Origin of the sequence: Azospirillum cavernae (assembly GCF_003590795.1) — a bacterium.
Taxonomy (GTDB): Bacteria; Pseudomonadota; Alphaproteobacteria; order Azospirillales; family Azospirillaceae; genus Azospirillum; species Azospirillum cavernae.
In genome coordinates this window covers 572,994-598,062 of record NZ_QYUL01000003.1, presented here as the reverse complement: position 1 = coordinate 598,062, position 25,069 = coordinate 572,994, and the positions used below count along the sequence as shown (strand labels likewise).

Here is a 25,069-nt window from a genome sequence, read left to right as displayed (position 1 = left end):
CTCTTCAGCCGTCAGGACGCGTCGCGTTGCGGCTCGAACGACTGACCGACGGCGACCAGTTGGCCGATGTCGAGAATCAGCGCGACCGACCCGTCGCCCAGGATGGTGGCGCCGGAAAAATTGGCGACGTCGGCGTGCAGCTTCGACATCGACTTGATGACCGTCTGATGGTCGCCCAGCACCTGATCGACCACCAGCCCGACCCGGCGTTCGCCGGTGGAGATGATGACCACCTTTTGATAGGCGTCGGGCGGGTGGCTTACGGCGAAGCTTTCGCGCAAGCGGATGAAGGGCACCAGCGCGCCGCGAATGTTCAGGAAATTGCGGCCCAGATGGCGGCGATCCTCGCCCGGCGGCAGTTCCACGCATTCCTCGACCGCGAACAGCGGGATGACGTAACGGCCTTTGCCGACGCGGACCAGCAGCCCGTCGATGATCGCCAGGGTCAGCGGCAGGCCCAGCGTGATCTCGGTTCCCCGGTTGGGGGTGCTGGCGATGTCGATGGCGCCGCGCAGCGAATCGATGGCGCGCTTGACCACATCCATGCCGACGCCGCGCCCGGACAGGCTGGTCAGCGTCTTGGCGGTGGAAAAGCCGGGGTGAAAGATCAGTTGGAACAGATCGGCGTCCGACAGCTTGGCGCCGGGTTGAATCAGCTCCTGCTCTTCGGCCTTGGCGCGGATGCGATCGCGGTCCAGGCCGCGCCCGTCGTCGCGGATGGTGATGAGCACCCGCGTTCCGGCGTGGCGGGCTGACAGATGGATCTGGCCCTGTGGCGGCTTGCCCTGGGCGACGCGCTCTTCCGCCGTTTCCAGCCCGTGATCCAGGCTGTTGCGGATGATGTGGACCAGCGGGTCGTTCAACCGCTCGATCATCGTCTTGTCGAGTTCGGTGTCCTCGCCCGACATGGTCAGGGTGACGCCCTTGCCCAGCTCCTGCGACAGATCGCGGACCAGTCGGCGAAAACGCCCGAACAGCGTGCCAATGGGCACCATGCGGATGCCCATGGTGATGTCCCGCAGACCGTTGGACAGCCGTTCGATTTCCTCGGCCACCGACTTGATCTGAAGGTCGGCGCTGCCGCCGATCAACTGCTTCAGCCGGGCGTGGGCGATGACCAGCTCGCCGACCTGATCCATCAGATCGTCCAGCCGCTCCGCCGGAACCCGGATGGAGCTGGCGGCGTTGGCGGCGACCTTGGCGGCGTCGGCGTCGCTTTGGCCGGACGGGGCCGACGGCGCGGGTTTGGCGGCTTCGGCGACCAAGGCGAGCGTCGGAGCGTCCGCGCGCGGGGCGGGCGGCGGCGACACGTCGGCGGGCGGCTGCGCCACGGTGGCGGGCGCGTTGGCGGGCGGCGCCTCTGGGCGGTCGTCCATCGCCACCGGCTCGATGGTCAGATCGGCGTCGTCCATCACGAAGATGAAGACGTCCTGGATCATCGCCAACGGCTGAGTCGTGGTCAGCGTGACATCCCAAGCCAGACAGCAGCGGTTGGGGTCCAGCTCTTCAATCGGCGGCACCGCGTCGGTCAGGGCGGTGATGGTGGCGTCGCCCAGGCCGCTCAGCTCGTCGAGCAGCAGCAGCGGGTTCGTGCCGCGCTCCACCGCGTCGGGGGCCAGACGGAAACGGACGCGCCACGTCGTCGGGCGCTCCGCCTCATCCGCAAGGTCCGGGGCGCTGGCGGGACTCGCGGCGGGCGCGGCGCCGGTCTGTGCGGCGACCAGCGCCAACAGCCGTTCGCCCTCCGCCGGGTCGGCGTGGGCGGGGGATTCGATCAGGGCGCGGATGTGGTCCTTCGCGGCCAGCGCGACGCCGATCAGGGCGGAGTTCGGGGCGATCTTGCCCGTCCGCATCTGGTCGAAGGCGCTTTCCAGATGATGGGTGAAGGCCGCCGCCGCGTCGAAGCCGAACATCGACCCCGACCCCTTGATGGTGTGCAGGGCGCGAAAGGCGGTGTCGAGCAGATCACGGTCCGCCGGGCGGGTTTCCAAACGCAACAGCGTCGATTCCAGCTCGGTCAGCAGATCGGCGGCTTCCTCGCGGAAGATTTGCGCGGGGTCGTTGCGGCCCGTCATGCCCCGATGACCTTGCGCACCACGCCCAGAAGCTGGTCTTGCTGGAAGGGCTTGACGATCCAGGCGGTGGCCCCGGCGGCCTTGGCCTCGTTCTTCTTCCCAGCGTCGGATTCGGTGGTCAGGAAGACGATGGGCACGCCGCGATAGGCGGGCAGGCCGCGCAGTTCACGGATCAGCGACAACCCGTCCATGTTGGGCATGTTCAGATCGGTCAGGACCATGTTGAAGGCGCCAGCCTTGGCCTTGGCCAGGGCTTCCCGCCCATCGGCGGCCTCGACCACCTGATAACCGGCGGTCGACAGGGTCAGCTTGACCATCTGCCGCATGCTGGCCGAATCATCAACGCTGAGAATGGTCTTCGCCATGCTGTTAAACTCCCCCGGTCCAGAAATCGGCGTGCTGCGGATCGTTGAGAAAGCCACCGCGCCGCAACACGTCGAGCAGCGGTTCGGCCAATGGTTGTTTGAGGCTGAAGGCGACGTCGCGCCGCCGCGCGCTGACCCGCGCCGCGATCAGGGTTTGAACAAAGCCGAGGTCGGTTTCGGCCAATTGATCGCAATCGACCGCAACCGACGCCTGCCCGAACAACGCGTCGCGCAGACGGTCATAGGCGTCTTCGACCTGCGAGAAGGTCACGCTTCCTGAAAAGCGTATGGTTGTGTGATTGGAGCGATCAACCATTTGAAACACCTCATCCGGCCGAAAAGCGTGAACATCGTCTTCGGCGACAAAAGAGAGTGTAGGCGCTGAGAAATAGAAGCGCGATACGGGGAGATCCTAGATTTTAGGCTTTACAAATAAAAATGGGAAAAACGGAATGGCCACGCCAATCATTTAATTGGCGCGTTCTCATTTATCAGGACGCAGAAATCGAAATAATGTTTTGGTTAAAAACTGCAAACTCTTCTAATCCCGATGCGCGTCATACACGTCATGAATGTCGCTCAGCACCGCGCCGAACGCGGCCAAGCAAGTTGGGTCGAAATGACTCCCGGCCCCATCGCGCAGATGATCGTAGGCGTCGTCGAAGCTCCAGGCTTTCTTGTAAGGGCGCGTGGTGGTCAGCGCGTCGAACACGTCGGCCACGGCGACGATCCGGCCCGACAGGGGGATGTCGTCGCCCTTCAAGCCGTTGGGGTATCCGCTGCCGTCAAACCATTCGTGATGGGACAGGGCGATTTCGCAGGCGAGTTGCAGCAGCGGGGATTGGCTGCCCGCCAGAATGTTGGCGCCATGTTGGGCGTGGCCCTTCATGATGGCGAATTCTTCCGGGGTCAGTTTGCCGGGTTTGAGCAGGATGTGGTCGGGGATCGCCACCTTGCCGACATCGTGCAGCGGGCTGGCCACCTTGATCCGGTTCGCCTGTTCGGCGGGCAGCCCCAGCGACAGGGCGATCAGCCAGGAATAAGTGGACATGCGCGTCAGATGACGCCCGGTTTCCGGATCGCGATGCTCGGCGGTGCGGCCCAAAAACAGCAGGGCTTCGCGTTCGCGCTCCACCAGCCTTTCGGTGGCGCGCGCGACTTCGCTGGCAAGCCAGGCGGATTTATCAGCCAGCGCCTTGTGCGCCTGGTAGGCGTCCAGCGTGTTGCTGACCCGCGCGGTGAATTCGACCGGATCAATCGGCTTGGTCAGAAAATCCGTGGCGCCCAGTTGCAGCGCCATGTAACGGACATCCTTTGAATCGGACGACGTCACCATGATGATCGGAATCGCCGTCTGATTGGGATCCCGCCGGAAAAGCTCAAGGAAGCCAAGCCCGTTCAGAGACGGCATCAGGTAATCGACGATGACCAGATCAACCGGATTCTGCCCAAGCCACATCAGCGCCGCCAGCGAACTTGGGAAGGTCACAGCCTCCACGTCGCGCAGACCGAGGACCAGCTCCGACATCAAGGACAGGGAGCTTTCGCTGTCGTCGATAATGGCAATTTTCATCGCAAACCCAACAGTTCGACAATCAAATAATAAGGATGATTGTCGAGCACGAAAAGTTGGGAGAAACCCGATCTCCACCGGGCCACGGTCGTGTCACTGTGGCGGCGGCGCCGAAGTCGCGCGAACGTCCACGCCCAAAGGCGGGTTTTCAGCCAGAAAATTCCGCCGACGAGACGTGGCGGTCGCTGCTGAAACTTTTGCCCGGCGTCGCCGTGAATTCGGCGCGGCGCTATGACAGCAACAGCTTTTTGCTGAACCAGCGCTGGGCCGATTGCGGCGCGCGGATCAGTTGGAGCCTCATCCCATGCCCTGCCCAAACCCGTTGGCGCCATCGAGTTGGCGGCGCCAGCCGGGCCGAGGGAAACCACACGCGGATGTGGCGGTCTTGGGCATGGTTTCCCTCCCAAACAGAGCGGTCCTCCTTTCAGAGATCAGGGATTTCCATGGCGAGAAGGGCCGACCCCAGGCATTTGCCATGGGCGACGAGCGCCAGGGAGCGCGTCACCCCGCCGCCCAGCGCGCGCGACGGTCCGTGACGCGTGGCCCTCTCTCCTCTCCGTCACGGATCATCGGTCGACGCAGACCGCTCAAACCCTTACGAATAAAAACCCGGTTCCGGCAGGGCGCCGGTCAGCGCCCAGGCCCCCAACTCCTTCAGCTTGTAGTCGATGGGGTCGTGCAGGGAATGGGTCCGCACGTTGCGCCAAAAACGGTCGAAGCCGTGGCGGGCGGCGGTGGCCCGCGCGCCCGTCACCTCGAACAGGCGGTTGCTGACGTCCAGCGCGGCCCGCGCGGCGGCGACCTTGAAGGTGGCGATGGCGAGCGCCGCCGCGCCGCGCTGCTCCGGCGTCAGCGTCGCCCGCCCGTCCCAGGCCTGTTGCAGTTGGGCGAGCGCGCGTTCCGCCAGCGCGTCGGCCCCGGCGACGGCGACGTGAAACTCCCCGTAATGGCGCAGCACATAGGGATCCTCGGCGGCGCTGGCCACGCCGGAGGTTCGCCAGGGGCGGGACTGGTCGCGGGTGAAGGCCGCCGCTTCAGCCAAGGCGCCTTCGGCGATGCCCAGGTAAACGCTGGCGAGGATCGCTTGGGCGACGCAAGCGCGCAGGCTGGCGGCCGGGCCGCCATAGGGGCCGGGCGGTCCCAACAGATCGTCCGCCTCGACCCGCAAGTCGGTGAAGGTGACGGTTCCGCTGTCGGTCTGGCGCTGCCCCATATTGTCCCAATCACCGAGCACGGCGACGCCGGGCCGGGCCGTCGGCAGGGCCAGGACGCGCAAGACGCCGTCGGCGTCGTCCGCCGAGACCAGCAGCAGATCGGAATCGCTGGCCCCGGAGCAGAAGCTCTTGACCCCGTTCAGGCGGAATCCGTCGCCGTCCGCCGTCAGACGGGTGCGGCGGTCCAGCGGGTTCAGCGCGTTGCCCCAGAACAGCGGGCCGTTCGCCGTCGCCGTCAACAGCCGCTCCTGCTGCCCCGGATGGCCGTAGAGCAGGACGGAGGCGACCATCAGATGCTGAAAGGCGAAGAGATGGGCCAGCGAGGAATCGACCCGCGCGAGACTCCGCACCGCCCCCAGAATCTCCGGCCACCCGGCCCCCTGCCCGCCAAACGCGGTCGGAACCGCCAGGGTCAGCAGGCCGGACCGGCGGATGGCGTCGCGTTCGGCCTTGGCGGTTCCCCCGGCCCGGTCGCGCGCCACCGCCGTCGCGGCGAGGGCGCGCGTCAACTCGTCCAGCGCCGCGCTCATCAGGACGCGCTGCGCACGGGTTGCAGGCCGCCGAACGGGCTGACGAAGGCGACGGTCGGGGCCGGTTGGGCGGCGGGCGGTTGGGCGTTGACCGGCAGCAGCGGGAACAGCAGATCGGCGACGCGGTGCGCCTCCTCCAGATGCGGATAGCCGGACAGGATGAAGGAATCGATGCCAAGGTCGCGGTATTCCAGCAGCCGGTCGGCGACCTGACGCGGGGTGCCGACCAGCGCGGTTCCAGCGCCGCCGCGCACCAGCCCGACCCCGGCCCACAGGTTGGGCGACACCACCAGATCGGCGCGCGAGGCCAATTCGGTCATCCGCCGCTGGCCTTCGGATTCAAAGCGGCGGAAGGCGCTGTGGGCGCTGTCCACCGCCTTGCGGTCGATCTTGCTGATGAGATGGTCGGCGGCGGCCCAGGCTTCGGCCTCCGTCTCGCGGACGATGATGTTGACGCGCAGGCCGTAGGTCAGCGTCCGGCCATGGCGGGCGGCGCGGGCGCGCACGTCGGCGATCTTGGCCGCCACCGCGTCGGGCGGCTCGGCCCAGGTCAGATAGGTGTCGAAATGCTCGGCCACCGCCGCGTGACCGGCGGGGGAGGAGCCGCCGAAGAACAGCGGCGGGTGCGGGCGCTGCACCGGGGTCAAGGGCGCTTCGGCCCCGCGCACCGTGACGTGCGCGCCCGCGAAATCGACCCGCTCGCCGCTCAGCGCCCGTTTCCAGACGGTGAAGAACTCCGCCGCGTGGGCGTAGCGCGCGTCATGGTCCAGGAACACGCCGTCGCCCGCCAACTCGTCGGCGTCGCCGCCAGCGACGACGTTCAGGTAAAAGCGCCCGCCCGACAGCCGGTCCAGGCTGGCGGCCAGCCGCGCGGCGAAGGTCGGCGTCAGCGCCGATGGGCGGGTGGCGACCAGAAAGCGCAACCGCTCCGTCGCCGCGATCAGCGCCGCCGACACGATGTAGGGTTCCTCGCAGGTCTTGCCGCAGGGCACCAGCACGCCGTGATAGCCGCGCTGGTCGGCGGCGACCGCGATCTGTTTCAGATAATCCAGGGTCGCCGGGCGGGAGTCCACCTGACTGCCGAGGAAGGGACCGTCGCCGTGCACCGGCAGGAACCAGAAAACATCCATGGCGGAATATCCTGAAAAGGCGGGGAGGGGGCGGTCAGAGATCGAGCTTCAGCAGGCGCGCGGCGTTGCCGGACAGAACCCCGTCCAACACGGCCTCGTCGAAGCCCAGCGCCAGGAAATCATCGACCGTCTGTTTCATCGCCCGGAAGGGGAAGGAGGTGCCGAACAGCAACTGGTCGCGCAGGAAGCCGTTGGCGGCCTCGACGTACAAACGGCTGCCTGGCAGGAAGATGTACATGTCCGGCACGATGTGGACGTTGGCGTAGCGGAAGGCGATGCCGATGATCTCGTTCACATGCGGCCAAAAGCCGTGGTGGCAGACGATGGTGAGATTGGGGAAGTTGCGGGCGACGCGCCCGACCGCCGCCGGATCGTTGAAACGCGGGTCGGGCGTGGTCGGCCCGCTCATCAGGAAGACCGGAACGCCCAACTGGTCGCACGCCTCATAGACCGGCAGCAGCAGCGGATCGTCGAAGGCGATGGCGGGGTCGAGGAATCCCGGCTCGACGTTGATCCCTTTCAGGCCAAGCTTGGTGATCGCCCGCTCAACCTCCGCCACGGCGGCCTTGACGCCCTGTCGCTGCGGATCGACGGAGCCGACGCCGATCAATTCCCGCCGCCCGTCGATCAACGACACGACCTGATCGTTGCTGGTGCTGACGCCCGGGGTGTCGCGCCCGATCAACGCCGCCGCCGTGATGCCCGCGTCGCGGATCTCGGCGATGAAGCCGTCCAGCGTGTAGGAGCGGGTGAAGTGATCGTCTTCTTTGGAGCCGACGCGACGGTTCAACCATTTCGCGGCGTCATAGGCCGGTGTGCCGGGGGTGGCGCCGTAAAAGTCATGCAGGAAGGCGGGGCGGCTGCGCAGGTCGATGATGGGGCGGGTCACGGTCAAAGGCTCCGAATGTAGTGTGACCCGGTCAAAGGCAACATCGATGCCAAGCGGACCTTCTTTTGTTTTCAACAACTTGTCGCGTGCGCCCGCCGGTTGCGCCGTTGCCAATGCAGCACCCCCGCCGGGGCGGTGCTGCATTGGCAACGGGCGTCACGCCCGCATCCACACCGCGTCGCGGACGGAGATGCTGGAGCGCAGCATGCCCAGCGCGTGGAAGCTGTCGGCCACGCCCTGCTGTTGGCGCACCGTCCGGTCGTCCAGCGGCTTGGCCCCATAGGTCAGGCGGCTGAAGGCCAGTTCCAGGGCCGACGCCTCGATGCCGAAGGCGCGGGTCATGCTGCGCGCGGCCTCGGCGGCGTGCAGGGCGGCGTATTCCCCGGCCTTGCCCAACTCTTCCAACAGGATGGCGACGGCCTCCGGGTTGCGGTCGGCGAAGGATTGGTTGGTCAGGTAGAATTGATGGTTGGGGACCAGCCCGTGGCCGTCGGTCAGCACGCGGGTGTCGCTGCGGATCTGCGCCGACGACAGCAGGGGATCCCAGATGGCCCAGGCGTCGATCCGGCCATCGACCAGCGCCTCAAGCGCGTCGGACGGGCGCATGTGGACCGGCTGGATGTCGTCAAAGGACAGTCCTTGCGCCTGCAAGGCGCGCAGCAGGAAGTAATGGACGTTCGACCCCTTGTGCAGGGCGACCGTGCGTCCGCGCAGATCGCCGGTTCCCTGAAAGGGGCTGTCGCGGCGCACCAGCAGCGCTTCGCCGCTGGGGGCGGGCGGTTCGTGGCCGACATAGACCAGCGGCACGCCCGCCGCCTGGGCGAACACCGGCGGCGCTTCGCCGGTGGCGACGAACTCCACCCGCATGGTGTCCAGCGCGTCCATCAATTGCGGGCCGGACAGGAACTCGGTCCAGGTGACGCGGTAGCCATGGGCGGCCAACCGCTGCTCCAGCGCGCCGCGCATCTTCAGAATGTTCGACGTGCCGTATTTTTGATAGCCGATGGGCAGGTCGGTCAGGCGGCGGATGGGCCGCTGGATCGCGGGCGGTTGCGTCGGTTTGGGCAGTTGCGGCGCGTCGCTGCGGCGGCGCGGGGCGATGGCGCCGAGATGGGCCAATTGGGTGCGGAAGGCGTTGCGCGTCAGCCCCAGACTGTCGGCGGCGCGGACCTGATTGCCCTCGGCCAGATCGAAGGCGGCGCGGATGACGCTGCGGGTCACGCGCTCGTGGATGTCGGATTCACCATCGGCGATGGCGCGTTCGGTCAGAATCTTGACCGCGCTTTCCAGATCGACCGCTTCGGCGGCGGCCTCGGCGCGCGCGTGGCCTTGGCTGCGCTGGCGGATGTCGTCGGGGCCGATGACGGGGCCAGGGGCCAGCAGCACCGCGTTGTGCAGGGTGTTTTCCAACTGGCGGATGTTGCCGGGCCAGGCGCAGTGAACCAACCGGCGCAGCGCCTCGTCCCCGATGGTCAGATCCGGGCGGTTCAGCCGCTCCTTGTAGAGATCCAGGAAATGGTCGGCCAGCGTCGGGATGTCGCCGGGCCGTTCGCGCAGCGGGGCCAACCGGACGGAGGCGACGTTCAGGCGGAAATAGAGATCCTCGCGGAACCGCTTGGCCTGGACGGCGGCCTCCAGATCCACGTTGGTGGCGGCGATGACGCGGACGTCGACCGGAATGGGGCGGCGCGAGCCAACCCGCACCACCTCGCGCTCTTGCAGGACGCGCAGCAGCTTGACCTGGAGCGTCGGCGGCAGGTCGCCGATTTCGTCCAACAGCAGGGTGCCGCCGTTGGCCGCCTCGAACCAGCCCGCTTGCGTCTTCAACGCGCCGGTGAAGGCGCCCTTCTCGTAACCGAACAGCTCGGCCTCGGCCAACGTGTCGCTGAAGGCCCCGCAATTGACGGCGACGAACGGCCCGGAGCGGCGCAGGCTGTTGGCGTGGATGTAGCGGGACACCAGCTCTTTCCCGGTGCCGGTTTCGCCGATCACCAGCAGGGTGGCGTCCGACGGCGCGATGCGGTCCAGATTGGCGCGCAACCGCTGCGACACCGGATCCTGAAACACCATGGCGGTGGCGCGGATGGTCGTCTGACAGCGCTTCCGGGCTTCCGGGTCGAAGGACACGATCCGGCGCTGGTCGCGATCCGACGCGCGGATCCCCGGCCCCTGAAGGCTGGACCAATCGGCAAGCGGGCTGTCTTTGCTCATGACGACACCAAGGCTGTGAACGGCGCTCTGTAATCCCACTGTATGAATATGCATTAGTGTTATAAACAACAAAATTATTTGGTTTATATGGTTTTATCCACGCGCGTTCCTGTTGCATGTGCAGCAGTCTTCCGGCGGCGCTGTTGCGTATGAAGCCCCGCGCCGGGGCCGCATTGTTCAGTAAATCTATAAAAAACAAACAGTTGAATGAATGGCACGCGGCTTGCCAAGGAGGGTGTGGATCGCTGCAAACAACAAACGGATGCGCAAGATGGGTAAGATCAAGGTCGTCGCGGTGTCGGGCAATCTCGGCGGTCGGTCGCGGACGCGGGCGCTGGTGGACGCCGTGACGCGGGAGATCGCCGCGCTGGCCCAGGAATCGGGAACCGGCGTCGCGCTGACTGACATCATTGTCGGCGATCTGGCCCCGGAGCTTGGCGCCCTGACCAACCCCAACGCCATTCCCCCGGGCGTGGCGGCGGCGCTGGACGCCATCGTCGGCGCCGATCTGCTGGTCGTCGGGTCGCCCGTCTACAAGGGATCCTACACCGGCCTGTTCAAGCATCTGATCGACTTCATCGACCCCAACGCTTTGATCGGCCTGCCCGTCGTGCTGACCGCGACCGGCGGCAGCCCGCGCCACGCGCTGGTGATCGAGCATCAACTGCGCCCGCTGTTCGGCTTTTTCCAGGCCCAGACGGCGCCGACCGGCGTCTTCGCGCTCGACAGCGATTTCGTCGATTACCGGCTGACCAGCCCGGAGATCGCGGCGCGGGTGCGCAAGGCCGCCGACGAGGCGGTGCGTCTGGCCGCGCTGGGCCGTTTGACGGCGCGCGAACCCATCGCCGCCTGACCCGCCGCAAGAATCCGCACCCTTTCTCATCCTTCCGTCTGGAGACGACGCATCATGACCGACACTCCGGCCCAGCCCGTGAAATTCGCCTATTGGGTTCCCAACGTGTCCGGCGGTCTTGTCATCAGCAAGATCGAACAGCGCACGAGCTGGGACATCGATTACAACCGCAAGCTCGCCCAGATCGCCGAGAAGGCCGGGTTCGACTACGCGCTGAGCCAGATTCGTTTCACCGCCGGGTACGGCGCCGACAACCAGCATGAATCGGTGTCCTTCACCCACGCCCTGCTGGCGGCGACGGACAAACTGAACGTCATCGCCGCCGTGCTGCCCGGCCCGTGGCATCCGGCCCTGCTGGCCAAGCAGATCGCCACCATCAGCCACCTGACCAAGGGCCGCGTCGCCGTCAACGTCGTCAGCGGCTGGTTCCGGGGCGAGTTCCAGGCGATTGGCGAGCCGTGGCTGGACCATGACGAGCGTTACCGCCGGTCCGAGGAGTTCATCCGCGTGGTGCGCGGGATCTGGTCGCAGGACAATTTCTCCTTCAACGGCGATTTCTACCGCTTCCATGAGTACACGCTGAAGCCCAAGCCGCTGGCCCCGTTGCCGGAAATCTTCCAGGGCGGCAGCTCGCGCGCGGCGCGCGACATGGCGGCGCGGGTGTCGGATTGGTACTTCACCAACGGCAACACGCCCGACGGCATCAAGGCGCAGATCGACGACATCCGCGCCAAAGAGGCCGGGACCGACCACAAGGCCAAGATCGGCGTCAACGCCTTCGCCATCGTCCGCGACACCGAGGAGGAGGCCCGCGCCGTGCTGGCCGAAATCCTGGAAAAGGCCGATCCCGACGCGGTCAAGGGCTTCCACCACGAGGTCCAGAACGCCGGCAACGCCTCGCCCGAGCGCGAAGGCAATTGGGCGAAATCGACCTTGGAGGATCTGGTCCAGTACAACGACGGCTTCAAAACCAACCTGATCGGCACGCCGCGCCAGGTGGCCGAGCGCATCGTCGCCCTGAAGGCCATCGGCGTCGATCTGGTGCTGCTGGGCTTCCTGCATTTCCAGGAAGAGGTCGAGTATTTCGGCAAGCACGTCGTGCCGCTGGTCCGCGAGCTGGAAGAAGCGGCGGCGCGCGTGGCGGTTCCGGCCTGATCGGGCGGGATTTCCTCAAGCGTTGTCGCCTTGTTTTTCCCCCTCCCTAACCCTCCCCCGCGTTGCGGGAGAGGGGATGGAACGCGCCTTTCCGCAAGGCCCCCTCTCCCGCTGGCAAGCGGGGGAGGGTCGGGGAGGGGGCAACCGTTCGCCGAACCATGTCATCGGAGCCACCCCCATGCCCGCCGCCGCCCTCGCCCCATCTCCTGACACGCCCGCCGCGCTGGCGGTGGAACGGGTGTCGCTGTCGTTCGGCGGCGTCGTCGCGCTCAGCGAGGTTGACCTGTCGGTGGCGCCGGGGGAAATCCGCGCCATCATCGGGCCGAACGGGGCGGGGAAAAGCTCGCTGCTGAACGTCGTCAGCGGGCTGTACAAGCCCGATCAGGGGCGGGTCTGGCTGTCGGGCCACAGCTTCGCCCAGACGCCGACCGACCGGCTGGCCCATCTGGGCGTCGCCCGGACCTTCCAGAATCTGGCGCTGTTCAAGGGGTTGTCGGTGCTCGACAACGTGGCGAGCGGCTTGACCCACAGCCTGCGGGCCGGGGTGTTGGCGCAGATCGTCGGCTCGCCGCTGGCCCGGCGCGAAAAGCGGGCGGTGGAGGAGCGGGCCGAGGAGGCCATCGCCTTCTTCCATCTGGACTCCTACCGCGACCGTCCCGTCGGCGGCCTGCCCTATGGCGTGCAAAAGCGGGTGGAGCTGGCCCGCGCCCTGATCGCCCGCCCGCATCTGCTGCTGTTGGACGAGCCGATGGCCGGGATGACGCTGACCGAAAAGCGCGAGCTGACCGGCTACATCCGCGCCGTCCGCGACCGTCACAACACCACCATCGTCCTGATCGAACACGACATCGGCGTGGTGATGGGGCTGTCCGACCGCATCGCCGTTCTGGATTACGGGCGGCGCATCGCCGACGGCACGCCCGAGGAGATCCGCAACAACCAGACGGTCATCGACGCCTATCTCGGCGTCGCCCACGACCTGGAAGCGGGGGAGGGCATCTGAGCCATGGATTGGCCGTTTTTCACCGAGGTGCTGGTCGGCGGCCTGCTGTCGGGGGTGATGTACTCCCTGGTCGCCATCGGATTCGTGCTGATTTACAAAACCTCCGGCGTGCTGAATTTCGCCCAGGGCGCGATGCTGCTGTTCGCCGCGCTGACCTTCGTCAGCCTGACCGAGCGCGGCTTGCCCTTTTGGGCGGCGCTGCTGCTGACGCTGGCGGCGATGGTCGCCATCGGGGCGACGATTGAGCGGACGGTGCTGCGCCCGCTGGTCAACCAGCCGCCGATCACCCTGTTCATGGCGACGCTCGGCGTCTCCTACGTCATCGAAGGGGCGGCGCAATTGCTCTGGGGAACCCAGGTGCATGGGCTGGATCTCGGCATCGACGACCGGCCGCTGGAGATTTCCGGCGTGCTCATCAGCATTTTCGACCTGTTCGCGGCGGCGGTGGCCGGGGCGATGGTCGCGGCGCTGACGCTGTTCTTCCGCTACACCCGCATCGGTTTGGGCTTTCGCGCCGTGGCCGACGATCAATTGGCGGCGCTGGCGGTCGGCCTCAGCCTGGACCGGATTTGGACCAGCGTGTGGACCGCCGCCGGGGTGGTGGCGCTGGTCGCCGGGCTGCTGTGGGGCGCGCGGCTGGGGGTGCAATTCTCGCTGTCGCTGGTGGTGTTGAAGGCGCTGCCGGTGCTGGTGCTCGGCGGTTTCGATTCCATCGCCGGGGCGATCGTCGGCGGCCTGATCGTCGGCGCGGTCGAAAAGCTGGCCGAGGTTTACATCGGTCCTTTCTTCGGCGGCGGGATCGAGGGGTGGATCGCCTATGTCGCCGCCCTGGGCTTCCTGTTGATCCGCCCCGCCGGTCTGTTCGGCGCCAAGCTGGTCGAAAGGGTCTGACATCATGACCGACGCTGTTCTGAAACCGTCCGAAACCTCCGCCAGCGGCCTGCCGCTGACCGCGCTTGGCGTTGGCGCGTTGCTGGTGGTCGCCTTCGGCGTGCTGCCGCTGGTCGGCGGCGAGTATCTGTTCGACGCCATCCTGACGCCCTTTCTGGCGCTGGCGTTGGCCGGGTTGGGGCTGAACATCCTGACCGGCTACACCGGGCAGGTGTCGTTGGGATCGTCGGCCTTCATGGCGGTCGGCGCCTACGCCGCCTACAATCTGTCGCTTCGCCTGCCGGGGTTGCCCTTCCTGCTCGACATTCTGCTGGCGGGCGTCGTCGCGGCGGCGGTGGGGTTGGTGTTCGGACTGCCGAGCCTGCGGCTGCGCGGCTTCTATCTGGCGGTTTCGACGCTGGCCGCGCAGTTCTTCGTCCAATGGGTGTTCAACAAGTTCGGCTGGTTTTCCAACGGCAGCGCGTCGGGCGTCATCACCGTGCCGCCGTTGACCATCGCGGGCGTCGCCCTGGACGGATCGGTCGGGCGTTACCTGTTTTCGCTGAGCGTCGTCACGCTGGTGACGCTGCTGGTCTGGCGGATCACCCGGTCGGCGACCGGGCGCAGCCTGATCGCGGTGCGCGACCATGAGACGGCGGCCCGGGTGATCGGCGTGCCGGTGTTGCGCGTCAAGCTGTTCGCCTTTGGCCTGTCATCCTTCGTCATCGGCGTCGCCGGGGTGCTGTGGGCCTTCGCCTATCTGCGCACCATCGAACCGGCGGGCTTCAACCTCGACCGTTCCTTTCAAATCCTCTTCATCGTCATCATCGGCGGCTTGGCCTCCATCCGGGGGGCCTTTCTGGGGGCCGGTCTCATCGTCGTCTTCCCGCTGGTTCTGGCCCGGCTGGGCGAGGCGCTGCTGGGCGGGCTGTTCGATTCCGGCGTGCTGGAAATGAGCCAGCGCATCGTGCTGGGCCTGCTCATCATCGGCTTTTTGATCGCCGAACCGGCGGGGCTGTCGGCCCTGCTGGACCGGGCCCTGCTGAACCGGGGGTGGCGGCGTCTGACCGCGCGCGCGCGTCCCTGAACCCATTCCTTCCCATTCCTGACTGTTCATCAACGGAGACTCTCCCGATGTCGCTTCCGACCGCCCTTAAATCGGCCTTTTTCGCGGCCCTGCTTGGGACCGCCGCCCTCACCCCGCTGGCGGGCGCGCAGGCGGACGAGCAGTATTTCCCGCTGCAAAGCTACCGCGTCGGTCCCTACGCCGCTGGCGGCACCGGCTTTTTCGGCGGGTTCATCGACTATTTGAATTTGGTCAACACGCGGGACGGCGGCGTCAACGGCGTCAAGCTGACCTGGGACGAGTGCGAAACCCAGTATGAGGTCGAACGCGGCGTCGAATGCTACAAGCGGCAGAAGAGCAAGCCGGGCGTCGCCGCCTGGAATCCGCTGTCGGTCGGCATCGCCTACGCCATGATCGACGATGTCGGGCGCGACAAGGCGCCGCTCATCACCGTCAACCATGGCCGCACCGATTCGACCGACGGGCGCGTGTTCAAATACGTCTTCCCGCTGCTGCTGAACCCCTACAGCGAAACCTCCGGCATCGTGAATTACATTGCGGCGAAGGAAGGCGGCCTTGAGAAGCTGAAGGGCAAGAAGCTGGCGGTGCTCCACCACGGCTCGCCCTATGGCAAGGAAACCATCCCGGTCTATCAACTGCTGGCCGAAAAATACGGCTTCAGCGTCGAACAGATCGAGGTGCCGCATCCGGGCAACGAGCAGCAATCGCAATGGCTGTCGATCCGCCGCTCCAAGCCGGATTACGTGGTGCTGCGCGGCTGGGGCGTGATGAATCCGGTGGCCTTGAAGACGGCGCAGAAGGTCGGCTTCCCGGTTGACCACATCATCGGCAACGTCTGGTCCAATTCGGAAGAGGACGTGATCCCGGCGGGCGAAGCGGCCAAGGGCTACACCGCCATCACCACCCAGGCGTCGGGCGCCGAATACCCGGTGCTTCAGGAGATCGTGAAAACGGTCTATGGCGCGAACAAGGGCAATCTGGACGACAAGAAGCGCATCGGCAGCGTTTACCACAATCTCGGCATCGTCAACGGCATCCTGAACGTCGAGGCGGTGCGCATCGCCCAGGCCAAATTCGGCAAGCGCGCCCTGACCGGCGACGAGGTGCGCTGGGGCTTCGAGCATCTGAAGCTGGACGCCGCGCGGGTCGAGGCGCTGGGGGCCAAGGGCCTGTTCCATTCCATCAACGTCAGCGTCGCCAACCACGAGGGCGAAGGACGGGTGACGTTCCAGCAATGGGACGGCGGCAAATGGAAGGTGGTGTCCGATTGGATCGCGCCGGATTGGGCCTTGCTGCGCCCGATCATCGAAAAATCCTCGCTGGCCTACGCCGCCGAACACGGGATCACGGTGCGCGACCCGGCGGCGGAAGAGGCGAGCAACTGAGGGATCCGCTTTTTAAGCGTGCTCCGCATGCCCCCTCCCTAGCCCTCCCCCGCTTCGCGGGAGAGGGGACCGTTCCCACTCCATGGATCGCTCCCTCTCCCGCGTGAGCGGGGGAGGGTCGGGGAGGGGGCGAACGTGACGACACCTCTCCAACCATCCCCGCACCAACCCTGAGGATCCCCGCCATGACGATCCACGAGGTTCTTCTGTCGCTGACCGGCGTCGAGGCGACCTACAACCACGCCATCCGCGCGTTGTCGGGCGTCAGCCTGACGGTGCGGACGGGGGAAATCGTCGCCCTGCTCGGCGCCAACGGGGCCGGGAAAAGCACGGCGTTGAAAGCGCTGTCGGGCCTGCTGGGGGCCGAGCGCGGCCAGATCACCGCCGGAACCATCGTCTATGACGGCGAGGATTCGGCGCGCCGCTCCCCGGCGGATCTGGTGCGGCGCGGGCTGGTCCAGGTGTTGGAGGGGCGGCACTGCTTCCGCTCGCTGACGGTCGAGGAGAATTTGATCGTCGGCGGGCTGGGGCGGAAGGCGGGGCGGGGCGAGCTGCGGCGCGAGTTGGACCGCGTCTACAGCCTGTTCCCCCGGCTGCGCGACAAGCGCGGGGCGCTGTCCGGCCTGACCTCCGGCGGGGAGCAGCAGATGACGGCCATCGGGCGGGCGTTGATGGCGCGGCCCCGGCTGCTGGTGCTCGACGAGCCGTCGATGGGGCTGGCCCCGCTGGTGGTCGAAAGCATCTTCGCCGCCCTGAAGGCCCTGAACAGGGACGACGGCCTGTCGATCCTGGTGGCCGAACAGAACTCCACCGTCGCCCTGCGCCACGCCGACCGCGCCACCGTTCTGGAAAACGGCCGCACGGTGTTGGAGGGCGCGGCGGCGGAACTGCGCGAACGCGACGACGTGAAGGCCTTCTACCTCGGTTTTGGCGTCGCCGACGCCGCCTGAACCGTTTCGAACCAACCCAAAACGACACCAAATCAAGGACACGACGCAATGACCACCACCACACTTGAAAAGGCCCCGCTTGAAAAGACTCCGCCCGCAGAGGCTTTAAAAGGGGTTCCCGGCCTGACGCGCCCCAGCCAACCCGCCCACATCATCAAGGACGACGCCGAAGCCATCGCGGTGGCCGAGGCGCTGGCCCGCGACGTCATCGGCACGGCGTCGCAGCGCGATCAGAACCGCGACCTGCCGGTCGCCGAACTGAACGCCTTCTCGCAAAGCGGCCTGTGGTCGATCAACGTGCCCAAGGCGTTCGGCGGGCCGGAGGTGTCCTACGCCACGCTGACGCGGGTGGTGCAGATCCTGTCCGCCGCCGATCCGTCGCTGGCCCAGATCTCGCAAAACCACCTGGGCGTCGTCGCCGCCATCCGCACCGTGTCGGACGAGGCGCAGCAGTGCCTGCTGTTCGGCGAGGTGTTGAAGGGCGTGCGCTTCGGCAACGCCTTTTCCGAATTCGGCAGCAAGCGCGCGGTCGATTTCGAGACGCGCTTCACCGACGCGGGCGACCATGTGATCGTCACCGGGCGGAAATTCTATTCGACCGGCGCGCTGTTGGCCCACCGCGTTCCCATCGTCGCCTTGGACGATCAGGGCCGCGCCTGGTACGCCATCGCCGACCGCGACGCGCCCGGCCTGACGGTCATCAACGACTGGTCGGGCTTCGGCCAGCGCACCACCGCCAGCGGCACCGTCATCCTCGATCAGGTCAAGGTGCCGAAAACCCATCTGGTGCCGGGCTACAAGGGCTATGAAACCCCGACCGCCGACGGCGCGATCTTCCAGATCATCCAGGTGTCGGTCGACATCGGCATCGCCGAGGCGGCGATCAAGGACACCATCGAGTTCGTCCGCACCCGCACCCGGCCCTGGGTGGATAGTGGGTTGGACCGCGCGTCGGACGATCCCTACACCATCCAGGCGATTGGCGGGCTGACGCTGCGCCTGCACGCCGCCGAAGCCTTGCAGGAAAAGGCCGGTCTGGCGGTGGACGCCGCCGTCGCCGCGCCCAGCGCTGAGTCCGTCGCCAAGGCGCAAATCGCGGTGGCCGAAGCCAAGGTGCTCAGCACCGAAATCGCCATCGAGGCGACGAACAAGCTGTTCGAACTGGCGGGCACACGGTCCACCCTGGCCGAACACAATTTCGACCGCCATTGGCGCAACGCGCGCGTCCACACGCTGCACGATCCGGTGCGTTGGAAATACGCGATCCTCGGCAACTACGCGCTGAACGGGGTGAACCCGCCGCTGCACGCCTGGAGCTGAGGCGTCGTCGGCTGCGGCGGCTCTGTTAAACGCACAGAACTCGCATTGGCGGAGATCCCGCCGCAGCCGATTCGCGTGAAAGGCCCTTCTCTCCTCACGCCGTCAGCGCCATGTCCTCGCGGGCGAAGGCGCCCATCACCATGGCTTCGGCGGCGTCGGCGGAGACGGGGCGGGAAATCAGATAGCCTTGCAGGCTGTCGCACCCGGCTTCGGCCAGCCAGCGCTGTTGTTCGATGGTTTCCACCCCCTCGGCCACCGTGGACAGCATCAGCCGTTGGGCGAGCGCGATGACGGTGGACGCGATGTCCGGCGCGTGCGGCAGATCGTTGACGAAGCTGCGGTCGATTTTCAGCACGTCCACCGGCAATTGCCGCAGATAGGCCAGCGACGAATAGCCGGTGCCGAAATCGTCGATGGCGATGCGCACGCCCAAGGCCCGCAGACGGTTCAGCGTCGGCAGATGGTGCAGCACATTCTTCATGATGACGGTTTCGGTGATCTCGATTTCCAGCAACTCCGCCGGCGTGCCGTTGCGGCGCAGGGTGCTTTCCACCAAGTCGGCGAATCCGGCGTCGGCCAGTTGGCGGGCCGACACGTTGACGGCGACCGGCAGCGGGCCGTGATCCAGCGACCAGCGCGTCGCCGTGCGGCAGGCCTCGTCCAACACCCAGGCGCCGATTTCGATGATGAGGCCGGTGTCCTCGGCGACGGGAATGAACTCCATCGGCGGGATCAACGCGCCGTCGAGACGCCAGCGGATCAGCGCCTCGAACCCGGTCAGCCGCCCGCTGGCGGCGTTGATCTTCGGCTGATAGGCCAGCTCGAAATCATGGCGTTCGGCAGCGGCGCGCAGGCTGGCTTCCAACCGCAGGCGGGCCATCGCCCGTTCGGTCATCTCGCGGGTGTAGAAGACAAATTGCCCGCCGCCATCGGCCTTGGCCGCCTGCATCGCCGCGTCGGCCATCCGCATCAAGGCCTGCTCGTCCGTCCCGTCGTTGGGGTAGAGCGCGATGCCGACGCTGGCGGTGATGTGGATGTGGTGGCCGTCCACCTCGGACAAGCGATGCACCGCGCTGAGCAGCCGCCCAGCCACCATCGCCGCCTCATCCGATCCGGCCACCCGCTCCAGGATCACCAGAAACTCGTCGCTGCCCAACCGCCCGACGGTGTCGCAGCGGCGCACGCAGTCGTTCAGCCGTTCGGCGACGCGAATCAGCAGGGCGTCGCCGATGTCATGCCCCAGGCTTTCGTTGACCCGCTTGAAACGGTCAAGATCGACGTGGAGCACGGCCAGCTTGCCCTGAGTCCGGTTGACCACCTCGATGGCGTGGCCCAAGCGGTCGATCAGCAGGGTGCGGTTGGCCAGCCCTGTCAGGGTGCAGCGCGTCACCAGCCGCCGCAACTCGGCGTGCTCGCGCTCCAGCAGGACCAGCGTGTCGTTGAAGCGGGAGACGAGATAGCCCAACTCGTCGTCGGCGTGGCCGCGTGGCACCGTCAAAATTTGGCTTTGCGGCTTGGCCGGATCGATCTGGGCGACGGCGTAACCGATGCGGACCAGCGGGCGGGTCAGCAGCCGGTGAAACACCAGCGCCATCGCCAACCCGATCAACAGATTGCGCAGAACCCCGGCGGCCAGCGTCGTCGCCGCGTAATCCAAAAAGCCGCCAGCCACCGCCGCCGGGTCGACGCCGATGCGCAGATGGGCGAAGGTCGCGCGAGGAAGAGAATCGGCGGGCGTCAACAAGGGGCGGTCGATCTGCGGGCGATCCACGAACAGCAGGGCCGTCGCCGCGCGCTCCAGAAACCCGCCCTGCGCCGTGGAGCGTTCCCGGCGGATGAACACACGGCCATTGTCGAGCGTGATGTCGGCCCAGCCCACGGTGCGCACGGCCATGACGCCGGTCAGCACCTGTTCAGCCAAGCTTTGATCCAGCGTCCAGGCGGCGGTGGTCGCGGTCCCTTCCATCAGCATCGCCACCTCGGCGACCCGATCCAGGGCGATGGCGCGCTCCCGCGTCGCGGTCCAGCCGAACTCCACCGCCGTGATGGCGAAGCCAATCACGAACGCGGCGAAGATGGCGTGGATCGCCTGCTTCAGCGTCAGGCTGCGCAGGAGCGGAATCGACATTGGCGCACACCCTTTGCGGACTTTGCCGGTCGCCCAGCACGGTTCATCACCGACCGCAGCGGCGGTTGTGACGAAAGGCAACATAGTGGGGTGTTCGATGACTCCGACGCTGCGGAATTGTGAAATTTTTGAAACAGTGACGGGATGGTTTGCTACAACTTGTACGCATACAAGAGCATAGGACCATGCGCCCGTCGCATGGCTCCCATTCAGCAATGGTAATACCAGTTTATGTGCGACGCAGCATATCTTGTGAGCGCCCATTCTCGGGGCGTTTCCTCCCTAGACTTTCAAGGGCCGCAGCTTTCTGCGGCCCTTTTCTTTGCCCTTAGTCCGGGGGCGAGTCGCGGTTGTCCCAACGGTCGCGGAAAATCAGATCGTCCAGATCCAACCGCTGCCGCCAGCCTTTGATCGCCAATTCCGGCGTCGATTCGAAATGGCTGACGCGGCCAAGGCAGAGATAGGCGATGGGAACGATGCGCTCGGGAACCCCCAAAATCGCCTTCAGCGCCGACTCGTGCAGGATGCTGACCCAGCCCACGCCCAGCCCCTCGGCCCGCGCCGCCAGCCAGAGATTTTGCACGGCGCAGACGCAACTGTACAAATCCATCGTCGGCATGTGGGTGCGGCCCAGCACCACCGGCCCGGCGCGTTCGCGGTCGCAGGTGACGAGCAGATTGACCGGGGCCTCGCGGATTCCTTCCAACTTCAAGCGGCTGTAGAGGTCGCGGCGTTCGCCGTCAAACTGATTGGCCGCTTCCTCGTTGGCCGTGGCGAAATCGGCGTGAATCCGGGCCTTCACCGCAGGGTCGGTGATGACCAGGAAGTTCCAGGGCTGCATGAAGCCGACCGACGGGGCGTGATGGGCGGCCAGCAGGATCCGGCGCAACACGTCTTCGGGGATCGGATCGGGCAGGAATTGGCCGCGCACGTCGCGGCGGGAAAAGATCGCCTTATACAGCGCGTCGCGCTCCGCCCCGGTGAAGGCGTCGTCCATGGCTCAGTTCCCCCCGCCCGGCGGGTTGAAGCGGGCGATCAGGTGGAAGAAGGATCCCAGCGCGTGGCCGCGCCGTCCGCCCAACGCCCCCAGATCGCCGCCGTCCGCCGCGCGGGCCGTCACCAGCGGCGCGTCGTCGCCGCGCGACAGGGTGGAGGCGTAATGGAACTCATGCCCCATCAACACCGTCCCCGCCGCCCCCAACGGCCCGTCAGCCAGCAACGTCGCCCGGCGGTAGCCAAGATGCAGCTTGCGCTTGGCGAAGCTGGTCCGCACGCCCAGCAGCCCGGCCATCGGGTGGATGGTTCCCTCGGCGTCTTCCAGCGTTTCGCCCATCGCCATGTAGCCGCCGCACTCGCCGTAAACCGGCTTGCCGCGCGCCGCCGCGACCAGACCGGCGCGGAAACGGGCGGCGGCGGACAGGCGTCCGGCGTGCAGTTCGGGATAGCCGCCCGGCAAATACACCGCGTCGCAGTCGGCGGGCGGCGGCTCGTCGGCCAAGGGCGAAAAGAAGCTCAACTCGGCCCCGCTGGCCCGCCAACCGTCGAGCAGATGCGGGTAGGCGAAGGTGAAGGCCGCGTCGCGGGCAATGGCGACGCGCTGCCCCAAGGGCGGCATGGCGGGCGCGGCGCTGCCCAACCCGGCGCGCGACGGGGTGGCGAGCGCCGCGACCCGATCCACATCGACATGGGCGGCGACAAAACGGCCCAAGCCCGCCAGCCGCTCGGCCAACCCGGCGGTTTCCCCCGCCTGGACCAGCCCGAGATGCCGTTCGGGAAGCGCCACGTCGGGGGAGCGGGGCAGGGATCCCAGCACGGGAATCCCCAACGCCTCGATGGCGCCGCCCGCCAGGGCGGTGTGGCGCGGGCTGCCGACGTTGTTCAGGATGACGCCGCCGATCCGCACATCGTCGCGGTAGCTGGCGAAGCCCTTGACCAGCGCCGCCGCCGATTGCGATTGACCCTTGGCGTTGACCACCAGCAGAACCGGCCAGCCGGTGCGCGCCGCGATCTCGGCGGTGGAGCCGGTTCCGGTCGCGCCCACCCCGGCGACGCCGTCGAACAGGCCCATCAACGCCTCGCACACCAGCAGATCGGCCCCTTCGGCGGCGCGGGCGGCCAGCCCATCGAGCAAATCCGGCCCCATCGCCCAGTTGTCGAGGTTGACGCTGGGCCGCCCGGTCGCCGCCTGATGAAAGGCCGGGTCGATGTAGTCCGGCCCCGCCTTCAGCGCGCCGACGCGCACGCCGCGTTCCCGCAGGGCGACCAGCAGCCCCAGCGTCACCGTGGTCTTGCCGGTTCCCGACGCCGGGGCGGCGACGATCAGCCCGTTAGCCATGGTGTGGCAACCATTCCAGTTGCGGGCGCAGCCGAACCACCTCGCCCACCACGATGATGGCGGGCGGCTCCAGACCGCTGGCGGCCAGATCGGCGACGCAGGCGCCCAGGCTGCTGACCAGGGTTTGTTGATCGGGCGTCGTCGCCTTCGTCACCACGCCCACCGGCGTGTCGGCGGGCAGGCCGCCCGCCATCAGTTCGGCGGCGATCTCCGGCAGCGCCTTCCACGCCATGTAGAGGATCAGCGGCGCGCCGGTGGCGGCCAGCGCCCGCCAATCCGGCCCGCCGCCCAGCGAATGGCCGGTCGCCAGAATGACCGCCTGGTTGGCGCTGCGGTGCGTCGCCGGGATTCCGGCGTAGGCCAAACCGGCGATGCCCGCCGTCACGCCCGGCACGATGCGGAAGGGGATGCCCTGTTCGGCCAACGCCTGCGCCTCTTCCCCGCCGCGCCCGAAGACGAAGGGGTCGCCGCCCTTCAGCCGCAACACCCGATGGCCCTCGCGCGCCAGCTCGATCAGGCGGCTGGTGATGTCGTCCTGATGGGCCGATGGGCGCCCGCCGCGTTTTCCGGCGAACTCCAGCCTTGCCGTCGGCGACGCCAGCGCCATGATCCGTTCGCCGACCAGCGCGTCGTGGACGATGACGTCGGCTTGCCGTAGACCTTGCAACGCCAGCAGGGTCAGCAAGCCGGGGTCGCCGGGACCGGCCCCGGCCAACCAGACGCTGCCGGGGGCGAAGGGGACCTGAAGCGATTCGGGCAGCGGTTCGGCCAGGGATTCGGGCGAGGATTCGGGCGACGGGCCAAGGGATGACGGCGTGGTGGGCATGGACGAAGACTCTGAATCAGGCATCGAAGAGAACGGCGCCGAGGGCGACGACGGAACGGACGGCGGAGCGGACCATGCTACACCCCTGCGGCGTGGCTGGACGACGGGAACCTGCGCGACCGCCGCCGCGCGGGCGGCGACCGAGGCGCTGTTCGGCGGCGGCTTCCCCGATCCGGTGACGGTGACGCTGCCGGGCGGGCAAACCCCGGCCTTCGCGCTCGCCTGGACCGACCAGGGAGACGGTGAACAGGGGCCATGGGCGGCGGCGGGGATCGTCAAGGACGCGGGCGACGATCCCGACGTGACGCACGGCGCGCTGGTCCGCGCGCGGGTGTGGCGCGGCCCGGCGGGATCCGGCGTGACCTACCGCGCGGGCGAGGGGGTCGGCACGGTGACGTTGCCCGGCCTGCCCTTGGCGGTCGGCGAACCGGCGATCAACCCGGTTCCCCGCGCCATGATCGCCCAAGCGGTGACGGAGGCCGCGAATCTGGCCAGACAACCCGCCGATCTGGTGGTCGAGATCGGGGTGGAGAATGGCGCCGTCCTGGCGAAGCGGACGATGAACGGGCGGCTGGGCATTCTGGGCGGGCTGTCGATTTTGGGAACGACTGGCATCGTCGTGCCTTATTCCTGCGCGGCCTGGATCGCGTCGATCCAGCGCGGCATCGACGTGGCGCGGGCGGCGGGTTTGACCCATGTCGCCGCCTGCACCGGCGATCTGTCGGAAAAGGCGGTGACGGCGCGCTACGGCCTGCCCGAACAGGCGTTGATCGACATGGGCGATTTCGCGGGCGGCACGCTCAAGCATCTGCGCCGCCAGCCGATCGCGCGGCTCAGCCTGTGCGGGGGCTTCGCCAAATTCGGCAAGCTGGCGCGCGGGTTGATGGATCTGCACTCCAAACGCCACAGCGTCGATCTGGATTGGCTGGCGGAGCGGCTGGCCGCGTTGGGCGCCTCCGCCGACCTGATCGCCCAGGCGCGCACGGCCAACACCGCCGCCCAAGTGCTGGGCATGGCGCGCGACGCCGGGTTGCCGCTGGCCGACCATGTGGCCGAGCTGGCCCGCGCCGCCGCGCTCGCCACACTGGACGGCGCGCCGGTGGCGGTCGAGGTGCTCATCACCGACCGCCAGGGCGTGATCGTGGGGTGTGCGCCTGGTTGGTGAGCGCA

General features: G+C 67.3%; 22 protein-coding genes. 9 read left to right on the top strand and 13 right to left on the bottom strand.

What is annotated here, in order from left to right:
- Window positions 1-11 precede the first annotated feature (11 nt).
- The 9 genes from D3877_RS22440 to D3877_RS22405 all read right to left on the bottom strand — a co-directional run bounded on the left by D3877_RS22440 (window position 12) and on the right by D3877_RS22405 (window position 9,987).
- Window positions 12-2,075 carry a chemotaxis protein CheA gene (locus tag D3877_RS22440; protein WP_119832980.1) on the bottom strand — a complete coding sequence of 688 codons (2,064 nt, stop codon included), beginning with the start codon at window positions 2,073-2,075 and terminating at the stop codon, window positions 12-14.
- Entirely contained in the window at window positions 2,072-2,440 is a 369-nt protein-coding gene (locus tag D3877_RS22435; protein WP_119832979.1) for a response regulator, read from the bottom strand. The genes D3877_RS22440 and D3877_RS22435 overlap by 4 nt, the downstream gene beginning before the upstream one ends.
- A 4-nt stretch (window positions 2,441-2,444) precedes the next feature.
- Window positions 2,445-2,756 carry an STAS domain-containing protein gene (locus D3877_RS22430; RefSeq protein WP_119832978.1) on the bottom strand — a complete coding sequence of 104 codons (312 nt, stop codon included), beginning with the start codon at window positions 2,754-2,756 and terminating at the stop codon, window positions 2,445-2,447.
- Between the two features lie 225 nt (window positions 2,757-2,981).
- Entirely contained in the window at window positions 2,982-4,013 is a 1,032-nt protein-coding gene (locus D3877_RS22425; RefSeq protein WP_119832977.1) for an HD-GYP domain-containing protein, read from the bottom strand.
- 424 nt (window positions 4,014-4,437) lie between these two features.
- Window positions 4,438-4,530 carry a hypothetical protein gene (locus D3877_RS31060; RefSeq protein WP_420796912.1) on the bottom strand — a complete coding sequence of 31 codons (93 nt, stop codon included), beginning with the start codon at window positions 4,528-4,530 and terminating at the stop codon, window positions 4,438-4,440.
- 78 nt (window positions 4,531-4,608) lie between these two features.
- Window positions 4,609-5,757: an acyl-CoA dehydrogenase family protein gene (locus tag D3877_RS22420; protein ID WP_119832976.1), complete on the bottom strand. Its 1,149-nt coding sequence runs from the start codon at window positions 5,755-5,757 to the stop codon at window positions 4,609-4,611.
- A complete protein-coding gene (ssuD, locus tag D3877_RS22415; protein ID WP_119832975.1) occupies window positions 5,757-6,887 on the bottom strand; it encodes an FMNH2-dependent alkanesulfonate monooxygenase in 1,131 nt (376 codons plus the stop codon). The genes D3877_RS22420 and ssuD overlap by 1 nt, the downstream gene beginning before the upstream one ends.
- Before the next feature lie 34 nt (window positions 6,888-6,921).
- A complete protein-coding gene (locus D3877_RS22410; protein ID WP_119833170.1) occupies window positions 6,922-7,776 on the bottom strand; it encodes an amidohydrolase family protein in 855 nt (284 codons plus the stop codon).
- 156 nt (window positions 7,777-7,932) lie between these two features.
- Window positions 7,933-9,987, bottom strand: a complete 2,055-nt coding sequence (locus tag D3877_RS22405) for a sigma-54-dependent Fis family transcriptional regulator (protein ID WP_238475029.1) — start codon at window positions 9,985-9,987, stop codon at window positions 7,933-7,935.
- 271 nt (window positions 9,988-10,258) lie between these two features.
- On the opposite strand from D3877_RS22405, the gene msuE reads away from it, so the two are divergent.
- From msuE to D3877_RS22365, 8 genes are all read left to right on the top strand, one after another.
- The gene (msuE, locus tag D3877_RS22400) at window positions 10,259-10,840 is read left to right on the top strand and encodes an FMN reductase (RefSeq protein ID WP_119833169.1); all 582 of its coding nucleotides are present in this window, start codon (window positions 10,259-10,261) and stop codon (window positions 10,838-10,840) included.
- 54 nt (window positions 10,841-10,894) lie between these two features.
- The gene (gene sfnG / locus D3877_RS22395; RefSeq protein ID WP_119832973.1) at window positions 10,895-11,995 is read left to right on the top strand and encodes a dimethylsulfone monooxygenase SfnG; all 1,101 of its coding nucleotides are present in this window, start codon (window positions 10,895-10,897) and stop codon (window positions 11,993-11,995) included.
- A 178-nt stretch (window positions 11,996-12,173) separates the two neighbouring features.
- Complete coding sequence (locus D3877_RS22390) at window positions 12,174-12,998, top strand: ABC transporter ATP-binding protein (protein ID WP_119832972.1); 825 nt, start codon at window positions 12,174-12,176, stop codon at window positions 12,996-12,998.
- Window positions 12,999-13,001: 3 nt separating this feature from the next.
- Entirely contained in the window at window positions 13,002-13,889 is an 888-nt protein-coding gene (locus D3877_RS22385) for a branched-chain amino acid ABC transporter permease (RefSeq protein WP_119832971.1), read from the top strand.
- 4 nt (window positions 13,890-13,893) lie between these two features.
- A complete protein-coding gene (locus D3877_RS22380; protein WP_119832970.1) occupies window positions 13,894-14,955 on the top strand; it encodes a branched-chain amino acid ABC transporter permease in 1,062 nt (353 codons plus the stop codon).
- 47 nt (window positions 14,956-15,002) lie between these two features.
- The gene (locus tag D3877_RS22375) at window positions 15,003-16,340 is read left to right on the top strand and encodes an ABC transporter substrate-binding protein (RefSeq protein WP_119832969.1); all 1,338 of its coding nucleotides are present in this window, start codon (window positions 15,003-15,005) and stop codon (window positions 16,338-16,340) included.
- A 185-nt stretch (window positions 16,341-16,525) separates the two neighbouring features.
- Window positions 16,526-17,290: an ABC transporter ATP-binding protein gene (locus D3877_RS22370; RefSeq protein WP_119832968.1), complete on the top strand. Its 765-nt coding sequence runs from the start codon at window positions 16,526-16,528 to the stop codon at window positions 17,288-17,290.
- 48 nt (window positions 17,291-17,338) lie between these two features.
- A complete protein-coding gene (locus D3877_RS22365; protein WP_119832967.1) occupies window positions 17,339-18,610 on the top strand; it encodes an SfnB family sulfur acquisition oxidoreductase in 1,272 nt (423 codons plus the stop codon).
- Window positions 18,611-18,704: 94 nt separating this feature from the next.
- Here the strand turns inward: D3877_RS22365 and D3877_RS22360 are convergent, their stop codons facing one another.
- The 4 genes from D3877_RS22360 to cobA form a co-directional block, all read right to left on the bottom strand.
- Window positions 18,705-20,738 carry a putative bifunctional diguanylate cyclase/phosphodiesterase gene (locus D3877_RS22360; protein ID WP_119832966.1) on the bottom strand — a complete coding sequence of 678 codons (2,034 nt, stop codon included), beginning with the start codon at window positions 20,736-20,738 and terminating at the stop codon, window positions 18,705-18,707.
- 328 nt (window positions 20,739-21,066) lie between these two features.
- Window positions 21,067-21,735, bottom strand: a complete 669-nt coding sequence (gene bluB / locus D3877_RS22355) for a 5,6-dimethylbenzimidazole synthase (protein ID WP_119832965.1) — start codon at window positions 21,733-21,735, stop codon at window positions 21,067-21,069.
- Window positions 21,736-21,738: 3 nt separating this feature from the next.
- Window positions 21,739-23,073 (bottom strand): cobyrinic acid a,c-diamide synthase CobB, encoded by a 1,335-nt coding sequence (locus D3877_RS22350; protein WP_119832964.1) that lies wholly within the window; start codon window positions 23,071-23,073, stop codon window positions 21,739-21,741.
- Entirely contained in the window at window positions 23,066-23,899 is an 834-nt protein-coding gene (gene cobA / locus D3877_RS22345; protein ID WP_119832963.1) for a uroporphyrinogen-III C-methyltransferase, read from the bottom strand. The genes D3877_RS22350 and cobA overlap by 8 nt, the downstream gene beginning before the upstream one ends.
- On the opposite strand from cobA, the gene D3877_RS22340 reads away from it, so the two are divergent.
- The gene (locus tag D3877_RS22340; protein WP_119832962.1) at window positions 23,898-25,064 is read left to right on the top strand and encodes a cobalt-precorrin-5B (C(1))-methyltransferase; all 1,167 of its coding nucleotides are present in this window, start codon (window positions 23,898-23,900) and stop codon (window positions 25,062-25,064) included. The genes cobA and D3877_RS22340 overlap by 2 nt on opposite strands.
- The last annotated feature ends 5 nt before the right edge of the window (window positions 25,065-25,069 follow it).